Raw genomic sequence first — 20,828 nt, 5'->3', positions numbered from 1 at the left:
CACCGACTCGTATCCGACACGCTAGCCGGTCCATAGAACGCAGTCGCGACGAAGGGGGGGACAAACGGCGGAGCCTTGTCCGGGAAGCCCCTACGATTCCTTAACGTGCCTATGCCGAAAGACCTTCCGAAACGCATCCTGATCGGGCGCGCGCTGCGCAGCGACAAACTGGGCGAGACCCTTCTCCCGAAGCGGATCGCGCTGCCCGTGTTCGCCTCGGACGCGCTCTCCTCGGTCGCGTACGCCCCCGAGGAGATCCTGCTCACCCTGTCCATCGCGGGCACCTCGGCGATTCACTTCTCGTGGCAGATCGGCCTCGTCGTCGCGATCGTCATGCTCGCCGTGGTGGCCTCGTACCGGCAGAACGTGCACGCCTATCCGAGCGGCGGCGGCGACTACGAGGTCGCGACCGTGAACCACGGGCCCAACTCGGGCATGGTGGTGGCGGCCGCCCTGATGGTCGACTACGTGCTCACCGTGGCCGTCTCCACCACCTCGGGCGTGGCCAACGTCGTCTCCGCCGTTCCCTCGCTCCGCGGCCACGAACTGACCCTGTCGGTGATCGTGGTCGTCCTGCTGATGGGCATGAACCTGCGCGGTGTGCGCGAATCCGGTACCGCCTTCGCCGTTCCCACCTACGCCTTCATGATCGGCGTCATCGGGATGGTCGGCTACGGGGTGTTCCGGCACTTCGCGCTCGGCCAGGACATGCCCGCCGAGAGTTCCGGCTTCCACCTGATGCCCACGCCCGGCAACGGTTCGCTGGCGGGCTTCGCGATGGTCTTCCTGCTGCTGAAGTCCTTCTCCTCCGGCTGCGCCGCGCTCACCGGCGTGGAGGCGATCTCCAACGGCGTGCCGGCCTTCCGCAAGCCCAAGAGCAAGAACGCCGCCACCACGCTGCTGATGATGGCGAGCATCGCCGTCGTGATGTTCATGGGCATCATCTGGCTGGCCCGCCTCACCGGCGTCCAGATGGCCGAGAACCCCGCCGAGCAGCTCGGCGGCGCCGCCTCCGACTACCACCAGAAGACCGCGCTGGCCCAGATCAGCGAGGCGGTCTTCAACAACTTCACGCCCGGCTTCTACTTCGTCGCCGCCGTGACCGGCCTGATCCTGGTGCTCGCCGCCAACACCGCCTTCAACGGCTTCCCGGTGCTCGGCTCGATCCTGGCCCAGGACCGCTACCTGCCGCGCCAGCTGCACACCCGCGGTGACCGGCTGGCCTTCTCCAACGGCATCATCCTGCTGGCGATCGCCGCGATCCTGTTCGTCATCGCCTTCGACGCCGACCCGAACCGGCTGATCCAGCTCTACATCGTCGGCGTCTTCGTCTCCTTCAACATGAGCCAGTCCGGCATGATCCGGCACTGGACCCGGCTGCTGCGCACCGAGACCGACCCGGCCAAGCGCCGCCACATGCAGCGCAGCCGGGCGATCAACACCTTCGGCCTGGTGATGACCATGGCCGTGCTGATCGTCGTCCTGGTCACCAAGATCAGCCACGCCTGGATCGCGATCGCGGCGATGGTCGTGCTGTTCGTGATGATGAAGGGCATCCGGCGCCACTACGACCGGGTCTCCGCGGAGCTCATCGCCGCCGAGGAGGCGGACGACGTGGTGCTGCCCACCCGGGTGCACGCCATCGTGCTGGTCTCCAAGCTGCACAAGCCGGCGCTGCGCGCCCTCGCGTACGCCAAGCTGGCCCGCGCCCACACCCTGGAGGCCCTCACGGTCAACGTGGACCCGGCCGACACGGCGGCGCTGCGGCAGGAGTGGGACGAGCGCGGCATCGAGGTGCCGCTCAAGGTGCTGGACTCGCCGTTCCGCGAGATCACCGGGCCGATCCTGGACTACGTGAAGAACCTGCGGCGCAGCAGCCCGCGCGACGTGGTCTCGGTCTACATCCCCGAGTACGTGGTCGGCCACTGGTACGAGCACCTGCTGCACAACCAGAGCGCGCTGCGGCTCAAGGGCCGACTGCTGTTCAAGCCCGGTGTGATGGTCACCTCGGTGCCTTGGCAGCTGGAGTCCTCCGAGCGGCGCAAGCCGCAGAAGGCCTGGTCGGCGCCGGGTGCCGTCCGGCGTGGCGAGCCTCGGGCGCCGAAGGCCGTAAAGTCGAAGGATTCCGTCTCCACCGGTGCGAGCGCCGGCGACACCTCCGACCGCAGCAAGGACTCCTCCCAGTGACGCGCAACACTCCGCCCCGCTCCTCGGGCTCCTCCGGCAAGGGCTCCCACCGGGGCGGCTCCAAGCCCGGGCAGGTCGCCCGGCCGCGCTGGGGCCGGCCGTCCCGTCCGGAGGCCACCGACCGCGACGGCCTGACCGCGCGCACCGCGCCGGTCGTTCCGGGGGAACCGACCCCGTCGGAGGACCGGACGCCGGTCCGGGACGCGGGCGGCAAGAACGCGGGCAAGGGCACGGCCGGCAAGGGCGCCGGGAAGGGCGCTGCGAAGGGCGCGGGCGGCAAGGGTGCCGAGAAGAGCGCCGCCGGTACCGGCGGGGCCGCTCGGAAGGCGCCGCGCAAGCAGGCGGTGCGGCCGCCGAAGGTCCTGCGCACCGCCGCGCGGGTGCCGCGATCCGAGACGCCGTCCGGCGAGCCGCTGGCCGGACAGCGGTACGAGGTCGAGATCGGCCCGGTCGCGCACGGCGGCGGGCACTGCGTGGCCCGGCACGAGGGGCGGGTGCTGTTCGTGCGGCACGCGCTGCCCGGTGAGAAGGTCGTCGCGCTGGTGACCGAGGGCACCACCACCTCGCGGTTCCTGCGGGCCGACGCGGTGGAGGTCCTGGAACCCGCCAAGGAGCGGATCGAGGCGCCGTGCCCGTTCGCCGGACCCGGCAAGTGCGGCGGCTGCGACTGGCAGCACGTCACCCCGGGCGGGCAGCGCAAGCTCAAGGCGGCGGTGCTGACCGAGCAGCTGGCCAAGCTGGCCGGGCTCACCCCGGCCGAGGCGGGCTGGGACGGCAGCGTCGAGCCGGTCGGCGGCAAGCTCCAGGCCGGGGAGGTGCCGGCCTGGCGTACCCGGGTCCAGTACGCGGTGGACCCGGAGACCGGGAAGGTCGGCCTGCGCAAGCACCGCTCGCACGACCTGCAGCCGGTGGACCGCTGCCTGATCGCCGCCGAGGGCGTCACCGAGCTGGGCATCGAGGCCCGGGACTGGCCGGGCGTGGCCTCGGTCGAGGTGTTCGCCGCGTCCGGTTCCTCGGACCGCCAGGTGGTGCTGACCCCGCGGCCCGGCGCCCAGCTGCCGCTGGTCGAGCTGGACAAGCCGGTGTCGATCGCCCGGGTGGACGAGCAGGGCGACGTGCACCGGGTGCACGGGCGCAGCTTCGTGCGCGAGCGGGCGGCCGGGCGGACCTGGCGGATCAGCAACGGCGGTTTCTGGCAGATCCACCCGGAGGCGCCGGACACCCTGGTCGACGCCGTGCTGGACGGCCTGGACCCGCAGTGGGGCGAGAACGCGCTCGACCTGTACTGCGGCGTCGGCCTGTTCGCGGGCGCGCTGGCCGACCGGGTCGGCGAGGAGGGCGCGGTGCTCGGCATCGAGTCCGCCAAGCAGGCCGTGGTCGACGCCCGGCACAACCTGGCCGCGCTGGACAACGTGCGGATCGAGTGCGACCGGGTCGAGACGCTGCTGCCGCGCACCGGCATCACCGCCACCGACCTGATCGTCCTGGACCCGCCGCGTTCGGGCGCCGGGCGCGAGACCGTGGCGCACCTGGTCGGCCTGGAGGCGCGCCGGATCGCGTACGTGGCCTGCGACCCGGCGGCGCTCGCCCGGGACCTGAAGTTCTTCAGCGAGGGCGGCTACCGGCCGGTGTCGCTGCGGGCCTTCGACCTGTTCCCGATGACGCACCACTTCGAGTGCGTGGCGATCCTGGAGCCGACCGGGAAGTGACCCGTTCGGCCTAATCGGCCGATTCGGCCTCATCGGTAGGTTCGGTCGGTCTGACGCTGGTCGGAGGCTGGTCGGACTCAGGAGGCGGTACCCGCTCGGCGGGTGCCGCCTCCTCGTCGTTGCACGGCGGGGCAGGGCAAGGCAGGGCGGGCCGGATCGGGCCGGTCAGGGCTCGTTGTGTTCCTCCTCGTCGGCGCTGTGCGGAAGGTCGATGCCGTGCTGGGAGGCGAGCCGGAGGAGCGAGGCGACCCGGCCCTCGTACGCCTGGACGCCGTCGGCGTCCCCTTCGGCCCGCGCCGCCATGAGGTCCCGGCGGGCCTGGGCGAGCTGCTCGCGCAGCTCCTGGTCGAACATGGCTGTCATTGCCGGCCTCCACACCGGTCGGTGCCGCTCAGTGGATCGCTCAGGGGAGTTCAGAGTCCCGGATGGTGAAGGACTCTTCAAGTCTCGCTCCTCCTGCCGGGGGTGGGGTGGCGGTGGGCGGGTATGGGAGATGGGCGGCCCGGAGCGGTGGCGGGTGACGGCTTCGGCTGCGGATGGCGGGTTCGACCACGGCTTCGGTGACGGGGAGGTTGCGTGGGGGCGTGCGGCAGGTGTGCGGGCGGTGGGCGTGCGCCCTTGTTGTGCTAGCACTTCAGCGCTAGCTTGAAGGGCATGGCCAAGAAGCAGCTGAACGTCCGTGTGGACGCCACGACCGCGGAGATGGCCCGGGAACGGGCGGAGCAGCAGGGGATCAGCATGAACCAGTACATCGAGCGCCTGGTCCAGCAGGACATGGGCGAGTCCGGCCGGGCCTTCGTCGACGCGGCCGCGCAGTTCATGAAGGAGTACGAGTCGGCCTTCCTCGCCGAGTTCGGGGAGCCGGGCGATATCCAGGACGTGCGCCGTTGAAACTGGAGGTCGACCTCTCGTGGCTGCTCATGACCGCCGAGCAGTACACGCCCGGTGACCCGCAGGTCACCGACTACGGCTCGCTGCTCGCGGCCGTCACCCGGCACCAGGCCGAGATATTCGACATCGCGGTCTACCCCGAGCCGCAGGACCGCGCCGCGGCGCTGATGCACCAGCTGATCCGGGTGCCGGCCCTGGAGAAGACCAACGAGCTCTTCGCGACCGCCGTCGCGTACGCCTACCTCGTCGCCAGCGGCTGCACCGTCGCCACCACCGCCCGCGAGGTGCGCAGCCTCTCCCGGGCCATCCGCGAGGGACGGCTCGGGGTGTCCGGCGTCGCCGAGCGGCTGGCGGCGTGGGTGGTGGACGAGGCCGAGGGGGAGGGTGTCACCGGGGCGGACGAGGAGGACGAGGACGACGACTGACCTTCGTGGCCGTCGTCCCCATCGGCCCCATCGGCCGCATCGTGGCTGCTGTCCCCGCCGTCGCCGTCGTGTCTCGCTGGGGTGTGTCCGCTGCGCCACCGGCCCGGCTAGGCCTGGGGCGAGGCGGGCTCCGCGATCAGGGCCGTCGCGAACAGGCGGAAGCCGGCCCGGCGGTAGATCCGGGCGACGTCCTCGTCGGAGGCGGACAGGAACACCGTCCGTACGCCGTTGGCCCGGGCGTGAGCGACCAGGGCCGCCGTGACCGCGAGGCCCAGGCCGCGCCGACGGGCGGAGGGCAGGGTGCCCACGCCGACCAGCTCGCCGACCGGGCCCACCGGGTTGTACTGGCCGGCGGACAGGACGTCGCTGCCGTCCAGCGCGGCGGCTAGGGCGGTGACGCCGTCGGTGATCCGCTGCACGGTCCGCGCCACCCCGCCATCGGCCGTCAACCTCGCCGCGCTCTCGGCCAGTTCGGCCGCGCCGGCCGCGCCGATGGCGGTGCGCGGGGCGCCGAACGCCACGTGCGGAACGGCCACCGCCTCGGCCAGCTCGGGCGCGTCCGCGGCCAGTACCCGCACCTCGACCCCCTCCGCCGGTACCGGCGCCGGGGCCGGCTCGTCCTGCGGGCCCAGCACCAGCAGCGGGTGCTCGTGCACCGTCAGGCCCGCCGCTTCGGCCGCCGCGCGCAGCTCGGGGTTCTGCTCGGCCACCCACTCGAAGGCCTCCGGAACGCCCAGCTCGCGCTGCCGCTCCAGCACCCGGCGGACGTCCTCGGCGGTGGCGGCCGGGCCGTCGTGACCGAGCGTCGGGCGGGCGTAGTAGTGCCAGCCGGTCTCGCCCCTGCGGACGAAGAGGGTCAGCGGGCCGAAGTCCTCAGTACGGGCGGCGCTGCGCGGTACGGCGTCGTAGTAGTGCTCGATCTCGTCGAGCAGCGGGCGGTCGGGAGCATGATCGTCAGAAGTCACGGCGTGCATCCAAGCAGGCGCGCGGGTGGGCTGCCACCGATTTGCGGGCGCCGATCCGGCCGGTCGGGGGTCGGACGGGAGCGCTTCGGGCGGCGATTGTTGCCGAACGCTTACCGGTCCGCAGCGATCTTGTGCGCACACAGCGTGCATGCTGATGCTTTTACAGCTCTGCCGAGGGGGACGGCGGACGTCTGAACTCGGCGAGGCAAGGGGGAAGACAGGCCCATGAGGCTCTGCTTTCTGGTGGAGGAACACTACCGGCACGACGGCATGCCGCTCGATGTGGCACGCCAACTCACCGCGTGGGGGCACCGGGTCGACGTGCTGCGCCCCGGGGACTCGCTGCTGGCGATCTCCGAGGCGGTCCGGGCCGGCAGCCACGACGCCTGGGTGCTCAAGACCGTCTCCGGCGGGCCCGGGCTGACCCTGCTGGAGGCGGCCGCCGCCGTCGGCCTCACCACGGTGAACGACGTGCGCTCGATCCGCGGCGTCCGGGACAAGGCGCTCGCCGCGGTGATCGGCCGTACCCGAGGGCTGCCCGTCCCGGTGACGTACGCGGCCGCGCGGTGGGAGCGGCTCGCGGAGATCCCGGCGGCCGAGTACCCGCTGGTGGTCAAGCCCGCCGACGGCAGCTCCGGGCGCGCCGTCCGGCTGGTGCGCAACCCCGACCACCTCTTCGAGGTCGGGCCCGAGCTGGCCGGGGAGGGGCTGCTGATCGCGCAGCCGTACGTGCCGAACTCCGGCACCGACCTCAAGGTGTACTGCGTCGACGGCGACCTCTTCGCGACGGAACGTTCCTCCCCGCTGCACCCCGGGCAGGGCGTGCGGGAGCGGCAGGTGCCGCTGCCGGCGAGCGTCGCGCGGATCGTGGCGCAGGTCGGCGAGGTGTTCGGGCTGGACCTGTTCGGGGTCGACGTGCTGCTCGGGCCGGACGGGCCGGTGGTGGTCGACATCAACGACTTCCCGAGCTTCCGGCAGGTGCCGGACGCCGTGGCGAGGGTCGCCCGGGCGGTGCTGCGGCTCGCGCGCAGCGGGACGGCCGTCTCGGTGCCCGGCGAGCCCGCCGCCGCACTGGTGTCGGCGGGCGGGGTGCCGTACGGGCAACTGGGCTTCGGCGAGGGGGAGCTGCTGTGAGGGTCGGGCTGATCGCCGGGGACCCGGGGCACCCGGTGCTGGCGGCGACCGCCGCGCTGCTGGTGGAGCGCGGCCATGAGGTGGTGGCCGTTCCGCCCGTGGGGCCGGTCGGGGAGGCCCCGGGACTCGCGGACCTTGCGGGACTTGCGGGACTCGCGGACCTTGCGGGACTTGCGGGACTCGCGGACCTTGAGGGACTTGCGGATGTCTACCTGCTCAAGGCTCGTACGCCCCAAGCGCTTGCGCTGGCCGGTGAGTTGGAGCGACGGGGCGCGCCGGTGGTCAACTCGGCGGCGGCGACGGAACTCTGCCAGGACCGGGTGCGGATGGCCGACCTCGCGCGTGCCGCCGGACTGCCGTTCACGGCGACGGTCGACGCCGGACGACTGGGCGAACTCGCCGTCCCCGCCTACCCGTTCGTGGTCAAGAGCCGGCACAGCAGGCGGCGCGACCTGGTCGCGCGCGTCGACGGCCCGGACCGGCTGCGCGAACTCGCCGAGCGCTGGGCCGAGGAGCCCGTCGTCACCCAGCCGTTCGTCCCCGGGACGGGCTGGGACCAGAAGCTGTGGGTGATCGACGGGCAGGTGTTCGCCGCCCGGCGGCGGTCCGAGCTCGCCTCCGAGTCGGGGGAGTCGGGGCCGGCGGCGGACTGGGAGCCGCCCGCCGAGCGGGCAGCGCTCGCGCTGCGCGTGGGCGAGGTGTTCGGGCTCGACGTGTACGGGGTCGACCTGCTCGACGGGCCGGCCGAGCCCGTCATCGTCGATGTCAACGCCTTCCCCGGGGTCCGGGGTCGGCCCGGCGCGCCCGAGGCGCTCGCCGGGCTCGCGCTGCGGGTCGCGGCGGAGCAGGGGCGACCGCTGGTGGGGCGGGGGTGAACGCCGGCGGAGCCGGGCCGGCTGCTGGTGGGGCCGGGGTACCGGGCCGGACGCCGGGCCGGTTCGCACGGTCAGGCAGGAGGGGTCGTTAGGCTGGCTGGCGCCCCGACCGGCCGGGGCGCACGGCGAGAGAAGACGGAACGTTGCTGCAGGACATCGAGCGCTACCTGGCCTGCCCCCTCTGCGCGCAGGCCCTCACCCGGCACGACCGCAGCCTGCGCTGCACCGCCGGGCACAGCTTCGACCTCGCCAAGCAGGGCTACGTCAGCCTCCTCGCCGGCGACGCCCACACCGGCACCGGGGACACCGCCGAGATGGTCGCCGCCCGCGCCGACTTCCTCGCCGCCGGGCACTACCGGCCCATCGCGGACGCCCTCGCCGAGGCCGCCACTGAGGCCGCCCTCGACGAGGCCGCCGCCGCCGCGCCCGCCGGTGAGCCCGACGGGCTGGTCGCCGACCTCGGTGCCGGCACCGGCCACTACCTGGCCCACGTCCTCGACGCCCTGCCCGACCGGGTCGGCGCCGCCCTCGACATCTCCAAGTACGCGCTGCGCCGCGCCGCCAAGGCGCACCCGCGGATCGGCGCCGTCGTCTGCGACGCCTGGCGCCCGCTGCCGCTGCTCGACGGCTCCGCCGAGCTGATGCTCAACGTCTTCGCCCCGCGCAACGGGCCGGAGATCCGGCGGGTGCTGCGCCCCGGCGGCACCCTGCTGCTGGTCTCGCCCACCGCCCGACACCTGCGGGAACTCGTCGACGCCCTGGGGCTGCTGTCGGTGGACGAGGAGAAGCAGCGGCGGATCGACGAGAAGCTCGGCCCCTACCTGACGCCGGTGGGGCGGCGGGAGGTCGAGTTCACGCTGCGGCTCGGCCCGCAGGACGTGCGTACCGTCGTCGGCATGGGGCCCAGTGCCTGGCACACCGATCCGGAGCGGCTCGGTGCCGCGCTCGCGGCGCTGCCGGACCCGGTCGAGGTGACCGCCTCGGTGACGGTGGCCGCCTACCGGCGCTGAGCGCTTCGGGGCAGCTCGGGCCGCTTCGGGGCGCGAGCGGGGTGGGCGGTCAGCGGGTCGGGGTGGGGCGCCACGTTGGGATGAATCTGCCGTGCAGGCACGTTTCTGCCGGTCGGCCTGAGGCTAACGTCCGACGGGTGAACCGCGACGCCACCAGGCCTGCCGGGCCGGCCCCCCTCCGACCGGACGCCCCAGGGCCCGACCGGCCGCCCGTGCCACGTCCCACCGTCGAGGAGCTCCGGCTCACCTCGTTCAAGTCCTACCGGCGTGCGGTCCTGCCCCTCGCGCCCCTCACCGTGCTGCACGGGCCCGCCGGGGTCGGCAAGTCCAACGCCCTCGACGCGCTGGCGGTGCTGTCCCGGCTCGCGCTCGGCGAGGAGATCGCCGACTCGCTGGACGGGCTGCCCGACCGCACCGGCCCACTCGCCCTGCCCGTCCGGGGCGGACTGGACGGCTGCGTCCCGCACGGGCGGGACGCGATCATCCTCGGCTGCACCGTCCGCTCCCCGCACGGCCGGATCCGGCTCGACGTCGTGATCCGCACCGACGGCCCGGTCCGGATCGCCCGGGAGTCGCTCACCCTCGACGGCCGGACCCTCGTGGACACCGGCGAGCAGGACGTCCGCAACCGGCGGGTCAACGTCTGCTGGCACAACGACACCCGGCAGGGCGACATCCGGGCGCCCTTCCCCAGCGGCACCATGATCACCGCGCAGCTGCCGCTGCGGGTCGCGGGCTCCTCGGCCGGCGAGTGCCTGGTCCTGGCCGCCACCGAGGACCTGCTCACCGCGCTGCGCGAGGTCTTCCCGCTGCACCCCGTCCCCGCCCTGATGCGCGGCTGGGCCCGGGCCGACCCGCAGGCCCGGCTGCGCGGCAACGCCGCCAACATCTCCGCCGTCATCGCCCGGCTGGGCAACGAGTGCCCGCGCCGGTACGGGCAGCTGCTGCGCGTCGTGCAGTCTGCCGCGCCGCACCCACTGCTCGGGCTCACCGTGGCCGAGCGCGAGAGCGACGCGGGCGTACGGCGCGTCCTGGCCGTCTTCGACGAAGGCGTCCTCGGGCGCACCGGCGCCGACCAGGCCTCCGACGGCATGCTGCGCCACCTCGCCTTCGCCGCGGTGCTGCTGACCGGGGCCGGGGTGCTCGACCTCGACGTGGCCGCCGAGGTGCCGTGGGCGCACCGGCAGCTCATCGTGCTGGCCGAGGACCTGGGGGCCGGGCTCTCCACCGAGCAGGCCGCCTCGCTGCTGCGACTGGCCCGGGAGATGGCGGAGCGCAGCCAGCTCCGGGTGGTGGCCGCGCTGCAGGAGCCGGCGGCGGCACGGGAGGCACTGGGCGGTGCGGGCGAGGTGCGGTCGGGGGACGTTCGGGCGGCGGACGTTCGGGCGGGCGAGGTGCGGTCGGGTGCGGTGGTGGTCGTCGAGTGCCGGAGGGACCCGGACTCGGGGTTCACGGTGCTGCGGCCGGAGACGGGCCGGGTACCGGTCCAGGGCGGACGCGGGGAGGGGACGGACGGGGCCGCGGAGGGGGAGCGGTCGGCGGTGGAGGGGCCCGGGCCGGCGGCGGGCGGCGATGGGGTAGACCTGGAGGGGTGAGCGAACGAGTGACGGGACCGGGGGAGCCGACCCTGGAGGCCCTGCGGCAGCGGCTGGTGGACTTCGCGGCGGCCCGGCGGTGGGAGCCCTTCCACACGCCGAAGAACCTGGCGGCGGCGCTGAGCGTCGAGGCGGGGGAGCTGCTGGAGATCTTCCAGTGGCTGACGCCCGAGCAGGCGGCCGCGGTGATGTCCGAGCCGGAGCGTGCGCACCGGGTGCGGGACGAGGTCGCGGACGTGCTGGCGTACCTGCTGCAGTTCTGTACGGCGGTCGGGGTGGACCCCCTGGAGGCCCTCGCGGCCAAGATCGAGCGGAACGAGCACCGCTTCCCGGTGCCGGACGGATCGGCTGACGTCAACTCGGACGTGGGCGACCAACCCTTGTGAGGGACAGAAGTTATCCACAACCCCGGACTTGTCCACAGCTTCTGACAAGACGGATGCGGGCCCTCGCCCTCCCTCGCACGCTTACGCCGTGACCACCCGGCCGCCCCCTCGGCGGCCCGGGTCGACGGCGACAGCGAGCGAGAGGAGCGGTGGCCATGGAGGCACTGCGACTGATCAAGACGGCCCGGTACGCCCTGACCGAGGCCAGGCACGTACCGGATGTGCTGGCCGAGGCGCGGCAGGCGGCGCTGCTCACCGAGGCGGTGGGCGCGCGGCTGGCGGAGTCGGAGGACGAGGAGCTCACCGGGCTGGGCCAGCGGCTCTCCGAGGCCGGGGCGCATGCGGCGCTCTGCCTGGACCGCTCCGTCGTCCGGGCCGCCCTGGTGAGCGGCGGCCGGGCCGCGCGGCTCACCGAACTCGGGGAGCCGGCAGCGGCTCTGGGGGCGTTGGACGGGCTGCTGCAGGAGGTCGGGGAGACGCTCGTGGTGCTGGCCTGCGGGGCCGACACCGAGAGCCTCTACTGGACGTGCATCGACGGTGTTGACGCGGTGTCGGAGTGCAAGGACCTGGCCGGGCGGCTGTGGGAGGCGGCGCTCCGGGTCGAGGGGACGGAGTGTGTGGCGCTCGGCGGGGCGGAACCCGAACGGGCCGACTGTGGTTCGCCGTTACTCGTCGTCCGGCTCGGACCGCCGGACGGCGAAGGGTCACCGGACGGCGAAGGGGCACTGGGCGGCGAAGGGGAGCCGGGCAGCGAAGGAGCACTGGACGGCGGCCCTCCGCCGGGCGACACCGGTCCGCCGGACGACATCGGCCCGCCGGGTGAGGGCGGGCCGACGGAACGGCAGCGCGCGGCCGGCTACCGGGTGCCCGGCGCGGCCGTGGCCTCGGAGGTGTCCGTGCCGGTCGGGTAGGGGGTGGGGTCGATGGTCGGGAAGGCGATGGGGTCGGCGTTCCGGGCGCCGGAGGACTGCAGCGCGGCGAGATCCGCGGTGACCGAGGCGAGCAGTTCCTGCATCCGGTCCAGCAGGCTCTTGGGGGTGGCGGGCCCGGCCCAGGCGCCGTCGGCCGAGCCCGTCGGGCTGCTCGGGAGCTGCGGCGTGGCAGATGGTTCGGACATGGCGGGACCTCTTCGGATCGGTGGTGCGGTGTGCCGCAACGGCCAACGACCCGCGCCGGTGGCGGGTCACCGGGCACCACCCGATGCGGTCCGACTCCGGTACGCCGTAAGCCTCCCGGGTGAGCCGGGGTTGCCGCCCCGCCACGGCCTGGGCTAGGCGGCGGCCTGGCGCAGCGCGATGCGGACCGGCACGGCACGGCGGTGAGGAGAAACAGAGGTGGGGGAAGGCGGAGAAGGGGGAGTACCCACCCCTTGCCACTCTCAACGTATAGCGCATGGGGGGTCTTGCGGCAAGGCCCCCGTGGTGCCGCACAATCGCAGGCCTCAGATCGGAGCTGATGCCATGACCCCCCTGACCACCAGCGCGTTCGACCTTCCCGACCGCCTCGTCGCCAAGGCCGACCCGGCGCTGATCGGCGGCGACGAGCGGCACTTCGCCGCCGTCGCGGAGAGCCTCGAGCAGGCGATCGCCGAGCTGTCCGACCGCCTCGACGCCCTGCGCCGGGCGCCGGGCGGTCTGGGCCGGGAGGCGATGGACCGGGACATCGAGGTCCACAGGCTGACCGGTCGGCTGCGCGCCCTGCGCCGCTTCGGCCTGGACCTGTGCCTCGGGCACGTCGTCGGCGCGGACGACCCCGAGCCGGTGTACATCGGGCGGCTCGGCCTCACCGACAGCGAGGGGCGCCGACTGCTGGTCGACTGGCGCTCGCCCGCGGCCGAACCGTTCTTCGCGGCGACCCACGCCGACCCGATGGGGCTGGTGAGCCGACGCAGGTACCGCTGGACCGGCGGCCGGATCGGCGACTACTGGGACGAGGTGTTCACCGCCGAGGCCCTGGAGGGGCACGCCGCGCTGGACGACCAGTCCGCGTTCATCGCGGGCCTGGGCGGCAACCGCTCGGCCCGGATGCGGGACGTGCTGGCCACCATCCAGTCCGACCAGGACGCCATCATCCGGGCCGGCTCCCGGGGCGCCCTCGTGGTCGACGGCGGCCCGGGCACCGGCAAGACCGTCGTCGCGCTGCACCGCTCCGCCTACCTGCTCTACTCCGACCCGCGGCTCGGCCACCGGCGCGGCGGCGTGCTGTTCGTCGGCCCGCACCAGCCGTACCTGGACTACGTCGCCGATGTCCTGCCGAGCCTCGGCGAGGACGGTGTGCGGACCTGCACCGTGCGGGACCTCGTCGCCGAGGGGGCGAAGGCGGGGGTCGAGGCCGATCCGGAGGTGGCCCGGCTGAAGTCCTCGGTCGACCTGGTGAAGGCGATCGAGAAGGCCGTCCGGTTCTACGAGGAGCCGCCCACCGAGGGGATGGCGGTCACGACCTACTGGTCCGACGTCTGGCTGAGCGCCGAGGATTGGTCCGACGCCTTCGACGCGCCGGACCCGGGCACCCCGCACAACGAGGCGCGCGAGCAGATCTGGGAGGAGCTCGCCACGATCCTCATGGAGAAGCTGGACGCGGACGAGGAGGAGGTGTCGCCCGAGCTGTTCCGCCGGTCGCTGCGGCAGGACCGGGAGCTGGTGGAGACCCTCAACCGCGCGTGGCCGCTGCTCGAAGCGGCCGACCTGGTCGGCGACCTCTGGTCGGTGCCCGCCTACCTGCGGATGTGTGCGCCGTGGCTCGACCCCGAGGAGGTCCGCAAGCTGCAGCGCAAGGACGCGCCCCAGGCCTGGACACTGTCCGACCTCCCGCTCCTGGACGCCGCCCGGCAGCGGCTCGGCGACCCGGAGGCGGCCGGGCGGCAGCGCCGGCGCGAGGCCGCGGCTGCCGCCGAGCGCGCCCGCATGGCCGACGTCATCGGGGACCTGCTCCAGGCCGACGACGACGGCGAGGGAGCGGTGACGATGCTGCGCGGACGCGATCTCCAGGACACCCTCGTCGACGAGACCGCCCTGCCCGTCGCCGATCCCGAGCCGCTGGCGGGCCCGTTCGCGCACATCGTCGTGGACGAGGCCCAGGAACTGACCGACGCGCAGTGGCAGATGCTGCTCCTGCGCTGCCCGTCCCGGAGCTTCACCATCGTCGGGGACCGCGCGCAGGCCCGGCACGGCTTCGCGGAGTCCTGGCCGGAGCGGCTGGAGCGGATCGGACTCGACCGGACCACGGTCGCCTCGCTGAGCATCAACTACCGGACGCCGGAGGAGGTCATGGCCGAGGCCGAGCCCGCCATCCGGGCCGCGCTGCCGGACGCCAACGTGCCGACCTCCGTCCGCAGCAGCGGCATCCCCGTCGTGTACGGGTCCGTGTCGGAGCTGGACGACGTCCTGGACGGCTGGCTCGCGGAACACGCGGAGGGTGTCGCCTGTGTGATCGGCGCACCGGACGTCCGGGACCGGCCCCGGGACCGGCCCCGGGTCCGGTCGCTGACCCCGGAGCTGTCGAAGGGGCTCGAGTTCGACCTGGTCGTCCTGGTCGATCCGGAGGCGTTCGGAGGAGGCATCGAGGGAGCCGTCGACCGCTATGTCGCGATGACCCGGGCGACCCAGCGGCTCGTGATCCTCAGGAGTACGTGAGACCGGAGAGCCGAGAACCGGGGAGTCGAGAACCGGAGAGCCAAGAACGGACAGAAGGGACAGGAGATACGCGAGGGAGCGGAGGGAGAAACGGGCCGGAACGCCCGTCGCCCGGTCGAGTGACGCGGGTGTCGGCCGACGGCGTCCGGACGCCAGACTGGGGCGATGGACGAGGAGGAATCGCTGGCGTCGTGGGCGGCCAGGCGGGAGCAACGGCTGCGGCCGGTCGGTCAGTTGCGGGCCGTACGGCTCGCGGGCAGGCAGCGGGGCGCCCATGTGGCGTCGGGCGAACCGAGGCTGATCGTGCGCTGGGACGGCTACCAGTGGCTGCCGGAGACGGTGGCCGAGGACTACGCCGCCGCTCAGCGGATCCTGCACGGGATCGAGGGTGACGGCCTGCTGCGCCCCGCCTTCCCGGTGCAGCGGCCGAAGAAGGCGCCGGGGCGCCACCGCAAGCCCCGAGAGGTGTGAGCCGCCGGGCGCCCGGAAATGCGAACGGGGTCCGGCGCCGCCCGGCGCCGAACCCCAACCGCCTCTGCCCGTAGGTCAGTTGTGGGCGTGCAGGTCCGCGTTCAGGCCGCCCCAGGAGCCGGAGCGGGCGATGACCTCGACCGCGCCGGTCTGCGAGTTGCGGCGGAACAGCAGGTTGTCCTGGCCGGACAGCTCGACGGCCTTGGCCACCGAGCCGTCCGGGGTGGTGACCCGGGTGCCGGCGGTGACGTAGAGGCCGGCCTCGACCACGCAGTCGCTGCCGAGCGAGATGCCGATGCCCGCGTTGGCGCCGAGCAGGCAGCGCTCGCCGACCGAGACGACCTGCTTGCCGCCGCCGGACAGGGTGCCCATGATCGAGGCGCCGCCGCCGATGTCGCTGTGGTCGCCGACGACGACGCCCGCGCTGATCCGGCCCTCAACCATGGAGGTGCCCAGCGTGCCGGCGTTGAAGTTGACGAAGCCCTCGTGCATCACGGTGGTGCCGACGGCCAGGTGCGCGCCGAGCCGGACCCGGTCGGCGTGGGCGATGCGCACACCGGTCGGGGCGACGTAGTCGGTCATCCGCGGGAACTTGTCGATCCCGTACACGGCCAGCTGGCCGCCCTGGGCGCGCACCGCGAGGCGGGCCTGCTCGACCTTGTCCACCGGGACGGGGCCGATGCTGGTCCACGCGACGTTGGCCAGCAGGCCGAAGATGCCGTCCAGGTTCTGGCCGTGCGGCTTGACCAGGCGGTGGCTGAGCAGGTGCAGGCGCAGGTACACGTCGTGCGTGTCGAGCGGCTTCTCGTCCAGCGAGGCGATGGTGGTGCGCACGGCGACCACCTCGACGCCACGGCGCGCGTCGGCGCGCAGCGCCTCGGCCGCGCCGGCGCCGAGCTCGGCCTCGGCCTGCTCGGCGGTCAGCCGGACGGTGCCGGCCGGGCCGGGCTCGGCGGCCAGCACGGGGGCGGGGTACCAGGTGTCGAGGACGGTGCCGTCGGCGGCGATGGTGGCCAGACCGGCGGCCACGGCGCCGTTCGCCGGGGAGGTCGATGCGAGGGAGGTGGATTCAGCAGTCACATCGTGCACGTTAACCAATGCTGGGCCCCGGTGCCGAACACGCCCACCGTGCGGACCTGCCCACCGTGCGGCCGCGCCCGACGGATGTCCCGGCCACCGGGGGGCGGGACGGGAAAACCCGGTGCTCAGGGCCTGTCCGCTGGGCAATACTTCGGCGGGTGTTCATGTCGATCTCCACCACCGGCAGCGCCGAGAACCCGGCCACGGATCTCGGGTTCCTGCTGCACAAGCACCCCGGCAAGGTCCAGCGGTTCACGACGTCGCACGGCGAGGCCCACGTCTTCTACCCCGAGGCGGGGGACGAGGTCTGCACGGCGGCGCTGCTGCTGGACATCGACCCGGTCGCGTTGGTCCGCAAGGGCCGGGGCGACGGCAAGGGGCGAGGCGGTTCGCCCGACTTCGCGCTCGCCCAGTACGTCAACGACCGCCCGTACGCCGCGTCCTCGCTGCTCGCGGTGGCGCTGCGGACGGTGTTCCGGTCCGCGATGAAGGGCGCCTGCCCGGCCCGCCCCGAACTGCCGGGGCAGGCCCGCCCGCTGCGGATCGAGCTGCCCGCCGTGCCCGCGAACGGCGCGGGCGAGGGCGGCGGCCCGGCGATGGTGGCCCGGCTGTTCGAGCCGCTGGGCTGGCGGGTCGAGGCGACGGCGATCGCGCTGGACGAGGCGTTCCCGGAGTGGGGCGACTCCCGGTACGTGCGGATCGCGCTCGCCTCCGACACCGTACGGCTCGCCGACGCGCTCCAGCAGCTCTACGTGCTGCTGCCGGTGCTGGACGGCGCCAAGCACTACTGGGTCGCGCCGGACGAGGTGGACAAGCTGCTCGCCGCCGGCGAGGGCTGGCTGGCCGTCCACCCGGAGCGTGCCCTGATCACCCGCCGCTACCTCGCCCGGCGCTGGTCGCTGACCCGGGCCGCGATGGAGCGCCTGGAGCTGGCCCGGCTCGCGGAGGCGGACGACCGCGAGGCCGAGGAGATCGACAACGCGGTCGACGACCGGCCCGCGGAGGAGACCGGTGGGGACAACGGCGGGGAGCGCAGCGAGGAGACCGCCGGATTGACCGGCCGGCAGGACGGCCGGGAGCACGCGGAGCCGGCGCAGCCCCGCCCGCCGTCCCTCGCCGAGCAGCGCCGGACCGCGATCCTCGACGCCCTCCGCGAGACGGGCGCCACCCGTGTCGCCGACCTCGGCTGCGGCCAGGGCGAGCTGATCGGCGAACTGCTGAAGGACACCCGGTTCACCGAGATCCTCGGCGTGGACGTGTCCGTCCGGGCACTGCAGGCGGCCAACCGCAAGCTGCGCCTGGAGCGCCTGCCGGAGCGGCAGGCCGCCCGGGTGAAGCTGGCGCAGGGCGCGCTGACGTACACCGACGCCCGGTTGAAGGGCTTCGACGCGGCGGTGCTGTGCGAGGTGATCGAGCACCTGGACCTGCCGCGGCTGCCTGCCCTGGAGTACGCCGTGTTCGGCGCCGCCCGTCCGGGGGCCGTCGTGGTCACGACGCCGAACGCCGAGTACAACGTCCGCTGGGACACCCTGCCGGCGGGCAGTGTCCGGCACGCCGACCACCGCTTCGAGTGGTCCCGCGCCGAGTTCCGCGCCTGGGCCGAGAAGGTCGCGGCCGCCTACGGCTACACCGTGCTGCTGCGCCCGGTCGGCCCGCAGGACGGGGAGGTCGGCGCACCGACCCAGCTCGCCCTGTTCACCGCCGCAGCGTCGACCGACACAGCGACGACCGCCGCAGCCACGACGACCGACACAGCCACGACCACCGCCACGACGATGCCCGAAGGAGGCGACCCCCGATGACCGACGCCGCAGTCGACGAAACGGCCGAGAGCGCCGCCCCCGGCCGCCTCCCCGTCACCGACGTCTCCCTCGTCGTCCTGATCGGCACCAGCGGCGCGGGCAAGTCCACCTTCGCCCGCCGCCACTTCCTGCCCACCCAGGTCGTCTCCTCCGACTTCTGCCGCGGCCTGGTCGCCGACGACGAGAACGACCAGTCCGCCTCCGCCGAGGCCTTCGACCTCCTGCACTACATCGTCGGCAAGCGCCTGGCGGCCGGCCGGCTGACCGTCGTGGACGCCACCAACGTGCAGCCCGAGTCGCGCCGCCAGCTGGTCCGGATCGCCCGCGAGCACGACGTGCTGCCGATCGCGATCGTCCTGGACGTCCCGCCGGGGGTGTGCGCCGAGCGCAACCGGTCCCGTCCGGACCGCCAACTGCCCGCCCACGTCATCCCGCGGCAGAACCGCGAGCTGCGCCGCTCCTTGCGCGGCCTGGAGCGCGAGGGCTTCCGCAAGGTGCACGTCCTGCGCGGCGAGGCCGAGGTCGCGTCGGCCGGGATCGAGCTGGAGAAGCGTTACAACGACCTGCGCCACCTCACCGGCCCGTTCGACACCGTGGGTGACATCCACGGCTGCCGCTCCGAGCTGGAGACGCTGCTGACCCGTCTCGGCTACGCCCTGACCCGGGACGCCGAGGGCCGTCCGGTGGACGCCGCGCATCCCGAGGGCCGGACCGCCGTCTTCGTCGGCGACCTGGTCGACCGGGGCCCCGACACCCCGGGCGTGCTGCGCCTGGTGATGGGCATGGTGGCGGCCGGCCACGCGATCTGCGTGCCCGGGAACCACGAGAACAAGCTCGGCCGGGCGATGGACGGCAGGAAGGTCACCGTCTCGCACGGCCTGCAGGAGTCGCTGGACCAGTTGGCGGGCGAGTCCGAGGAGTTCAAGGCCCAGGTGCGTGCCTTCATGCGCGGCCTGGTCAGCCACTACCTGCTGGACGGCGGCGCCCTGGTGGTCTGCCACGCCGGGCTGCCGGAGAAGTACCAGGGCCGCAACTCGGGCCGGGTCCGCTCGCACGCGCTGTACGGGGAGACCACCGGCGAGACCGACGAGTACGGCCTGCCGGTGCGCTACCCGTGGGCGGAGGAGTACCGCGGCCGGGCGCTGGTGGTCTACGGCCACACCCCGGTGCCGACGGCGAGCTTCGTCAACAACACCATCTGCCTGGACACCGGCTGCGTCTTCGGCGGCAGCCTGACCGCGCTGCGCTACCCGGAGCGCGAGCTGGTGAGCGTCGAGGCCGAGCGCGAGTGGTACGCCCCGGTGCGCCCGCTGATCACCGACGCGCCGGGCGCCCGCGAGGGCCGTCCGCTGGACCTCGCCGACGTGGCGGGGCGCCGGATCGTCGAGACGGCCCTGCACGGGCGGGTCGCCGTCCGGGAGGAGAACGCGGCGGCCGCGCTGGAGGTGATGAGCCGCTTCGCGCTGGACCCGCGGCTGCTCGCCTACCTGCCGCCGACCATGGCGCCGAGCGCCACCTCCCGCCGGGACGGCTACCTGGAGCACCCGGAGGAGGCCTTCCGCGCCTACCGCGCGGACGGCGTGCGGCACCTCGTGTGCGAGGAGAAGCACATGGGCTCGCGCGCGGTGCTGCTGGTCGCCCGGGACGGGGCCGCGCTGGAGCGCCGCTTCGGCGTGGCCGGCCCGGGCGCGATCTGGACCCGCACCGGCCGCGCGTTCCTCGCCGACGACGGGCTGACCGCCGCCGTGCTCGACCGGGTCCGGGCGGCCGCCGAGCGCGCCGGCCTCTTCGAGGAGCTGGGCACCGGTTGGCTGCTGCTGGACGCCGAGCTGATGCCGTGGTCGCTGAAGGCGGTGGAGCTGCTGCGCCGTCAGTACGCGGCGGTCGGCGCGGCGGCGGGCGCCGCCCTGCCGGAGGTGCTGTCCGCGCTGGAGCGGGCGGCCGGGCGAGGCCTGGACCTGGCCGGGCTGACCGCCCGCCAGCGGCAGCGCTCCGCCGACGCGCGGGCGTTCACCGAGGCGTACCGGCGCTACTGCTGGCCGACCGAGGGCCTGTCGGGCATCCGGCTGGCGCCGTTCCAGCTGTTGGCCGCCGAGGGGGCGAACCTCGCGGTGCGCCCGCACGACGAGCACCTGGCCTGGATCGACCGCCTGGTGGCCGCCGACGACGCGGAGGAGCCCGTGCTGCGCCGCACCGGCCGGATCCTGGTGGACACCGAGGACGAGGCCTCGACGGCCGCCGCCACCGCCTGGTGGGAGGAGCTGACCGGGGCGGGCGGCGAGGGCATGGTGGTCAAGCCGCTGGCCTCGCTGGTGCGGACGTCGCGCGGCGAGGGCCGTCCGGGCGGGCTGGTGCAGCCCGGGGTGAAGGTGCGGGGCCGGGAGTACCTGCGGATCATCTACGGCCCGGACTACACCGAGCACCTCGACCGGCTGCGGCAGCGCGCGCTGGGCCACAAGCGCTCGCTGGCGCTGCGCGAGTACGCGCTGGGCCTGGAGGCGCTGGACCGGCTGGCGGCCGGGGAGCCGCTGTGGCGGGTGCACGAGCCGGTTTTCGCGGTGCTGGCGCTGGAGTCCGAGCCGGTCGACCCGCGCCTGTAGCGGCGGCGGCTCCGGAGCACGGGTGAGGGGAGTCCCATCGGGTGGGGCTCCCCTCACCCGCTCCGC

At 74.0% G+C, this 20,828-nt stretch carries 18 protein-coding genes; 14 read left to right on the top strand and 4 right to left on the bottom strand.

Going from position 1 to position 20,828, the window contains the following annotated elements:
* Positions 1-111: 111 nt before the first annotated feature.
* The gene (locus tag ACZ52R_RS05280; RefSeq protein WP_465752777.1) at positions 112-2,187 is read left to right on the top strand and encodes an APC family permease; all 2,076 of its coding nucleotides are present in this window, start codon (positions 112-114) and stop codon (positions 2,185-2,187) included.
* Positions 2,188-2,567: 380 nt separating this feature from the next.
* A complete protein-coding gene (locus tag ACZ52R_RS05275) occupies positions 2,568-3,896 on the top strand; it encodes a class I SAM-dependent RNA methyltransferase (RefSeq protein ID WP_465620289.1) in 1,329 nt (442 codons plus the stop codon).
* A gap of 165 nt (positions 3,897-4,061) precedes the next feature.
* Here ACZ52R_RS05275 and ACZ52R_RS05270 read toward each other — a convergent pair whose 3' ends face one another.
* Positions 4,062-4,259, bottom strand: coding sequence for a hypothetical protein (locus tag ACZ52R_RS05270; RefSeq protein ID WP_360504031.1), 198 nt, complete (start codon positions 4,257-4,259; stop codon positions 4,062-4,064).
* A gap of 291 nt (positions 4,260-4,550) precedes the next feature.
* Here ACZ52R_RS05270 and ACZ52R_RS05265 point away from each other — a divergent pair, with 291 nt between their 5' ends.
* Complete coding sequence (locus tag ACZ52R_RS05265) at positions 4,551-4,787, top strand: toxin-antitoxin system HicB family antitoxin (RefSeq protein WP_360504033.1); 237 nt, start codon at positions 4,551-4,553, stop codon at positions 4,785-4,787.
* Positions 4,784-5,212 (top strand): fic family toxin-antitoxin system, toxin component, encoded by a 429-nt coding sequence (locus tag ACZ52R_RS05260; protein ID WP_224284003.1) that lies wholly within the window; start codon positions 4,784-4,786, stop codon positions 5,210-5,212. The genes ACZ52R_RS05265 and ACZ52R_RS05260 overlap by 4 nt, the downstream gene beginning before the upstream one ends.
* A 107-nt stretch (positions 5,213-5,319) precedes the next feature.
* Here ACZ52R_RS05260 and ACZ52R_RS05255 read toward each other — a convergent pair whose 3' ends face one another.
* On the bottom strand, positions 5,320-6,177 hold the full coding sequence (locus ACZ52R_RS05255) for a GNAT family N-acetyltransferase (RefSeq protein ID WP_465752767.1): 858 nt from the start codon (positions 6,175-6,177) through the stop codon (positions 5,320-5,322).
* A gap of 225 nt (positions 6,178-6,402) precedes the next feature.
* Here ACZ52R_RS05255 and ACZ52R_RS05250 point away from each other — a divergent pair, with 225 nt between their 5' ends.
* From ACZ52R_RS05250 to ACZ52R_RS05225, 6 genes are all read left to right on the top strand, one after another.
* Positions 6,403-7,311, top strand: coding sequence for an ATP-grasp domain-containing protein (locus ACZ52R_RS05250; RefSeq protein WP_360504037.1), 909 nt, complete (start codon positions 6,403-6,405; stop codon positions 7,309-7,311).
* Positions 7,308-8,186 carry an ATP-grasp domain-containing protein gene (locus ACZ52R_RS05245; RefSeq protein WP_465752765.1) on the top strand — a complete coding sequence of 293 codons (879 nt, stop codon included), beginning with the start codon at positions 7,308-7,310 and terminating at the stop codon, positions 8,184-8,186. The genes ACZ52R_RS05250 and ACZ52R_RS05245 overlap by 4 nt, the downstream gene beginning before the upstream one ends.
* A gap of 143 nt (positions 8,187-8,329) precedes the next feature.
* On the top strand, positions 8,330-9,196 hold the full coding sequence (locus ACZ52R_RS05240; protein WP_465620034.1) for a putative RNA methyltransferase: 867 nt from the start codon (positions 8,330-8,332) through the stop codon (positions 9,194-9,196).
* Between the two features lie 212 nt (positions 9,197-9,408).
* Entirely contained in the window at positions 9,409-10,791 is a 1,383-nt protein-coding gene (locus ACZ52R_RS05235) for an AAA family ATPase (protein ID WP_465620036.1), read from the top strand.
* Complete coding sequence (locus ACZ52R_RS05230) at positions 10,788-11,177, top strand: nucleotide pyrophosphohydrolase (protein ID WP_360504045.1); 390 nt, start codon at positions 10,788-10,790, stop codon at positions 11,175-11,177. Before ACZ52R_RS05235 ends, ACZ52R_RS05230 begins: the two co-directional genes overlap by 4 nt.
* Positions 11,178-11,332: 155 nt before the next feature.
* Positions 11,333-12,088 (top strand): DUF6099 family protein, encoded by a 756-nt coding sequence (locus ACZ52R_RS05225; RefSeq protein WP_465664742.1) that lies wholly within the window; start codon positions 11,333-11,335, stop codon positions 12,086-12,088.
* Here the strand turns inward: ACZ52R_RS05225 and ACZ52R_RS05220 are convergent.
* On the bottom strand, positions 12,034-12,294 hold the full coding sequence (locus ACZ52R_RS05220) for a hypothetical protein (RefSeq protein ID WP_360504049.1): 261 nt from the start codon (positions 12,292-12,294) through the stop codon (positions 12,034-12,036). The two genes, ACZ52R_RS05225 and ACZ52R_RS05220, sit on opposite strands and share 55 nt — an antisense overlap.
* A gap of 343 nt (positions 12,295-12,637) precedes the next feature.
* Here ACZ52R_RS05220 and helR point away from each other — a divergent pair, with 343 nt between their 5' ends.
* Together helR and ACZ52R_RS05210 are read left to right on the top strand one after the other, a co-directional pair.
* Positions 12,638-14,809: an RNA polymerase recycling motor ATPase HelR gene (gene helR / locus ACZ52R_RS05215; protein WP_465620041.1), complete on the top strand. Its 2,172-nt coding sequence runs from the start codon at positions 12,638-12,640 to the stop codon at positions 14,807-14,809.
* Between the two features lie 165 nt (positions 14,810-14,974).
* Entirely contained in the window at positions 14,975-15,280 is a 306-nt protein-coding gene (locus tag ACZ52R_RS05210) for a DUF6087 family protein (RefSeq protein ID WP_465752763.1), read from the top strand.
* Between the two features lie 75 nt (positions 15,281-15,355).
* On the opposite strand, the gene dapD is transcribed toward ACZ52R_RS05210, so the two are convergent.
* Complete coding sequence (gene dapD, locus ACZ52R_RS05205) at positions 15,356-16,360, bottom strand: 2,3,4,5-tetrahydropyridine-2,6-dicarboxylate N-succinyltransferase (protein WP_465752761.1); 1,005 nt, start codon at positions 16,358-16,360, stop codon at positions 15,356-15,358.
* A 158-nt stretch (positions 16,361-16,518) separates the two neighbouring features.
* On the opposite strand from dapD, the gene ACZ52R_RS05200 reads away from it, so the two are divergent.
* The gene (locus tag ACZ52R_RS05200) at positions 16,519-18,162 is read left to right on the top strand and encodes a 3' terminal RNA ribose 2'-O-methyltransferase Hen1 (RefSeq protein WP_465620046.1); all 1,644 of its coding nucleotides are present in this window, start codon (positions 16,519-16,521) and stop codon (positions 18,160-18,162) included.
* Positions 18,159-20,762: a polynucleotide kinase-phosphatase gene (locus tag ACZ52R_RS05195; protein WP_465752759.1), complete on the top strand. Its 2,604-nt coding sequence runs from the start codon at positions 18,159-18,161 to the stop codon at positions 20,760-20,762. Before ACZ52R_RS05200 ends, ACZ52R_RS05195 begins: the two co-directional genes overlap by 4 nt.
* Positions 20,763-20,828: the final 66 nt, after the last annotated feature.

Source organism: Kitasatospora sp. NPDC034023 (assembly GCF_055575795.1).
This window is presented reverse-complemented; position numbering and strand designations above follow the sequence as displayed.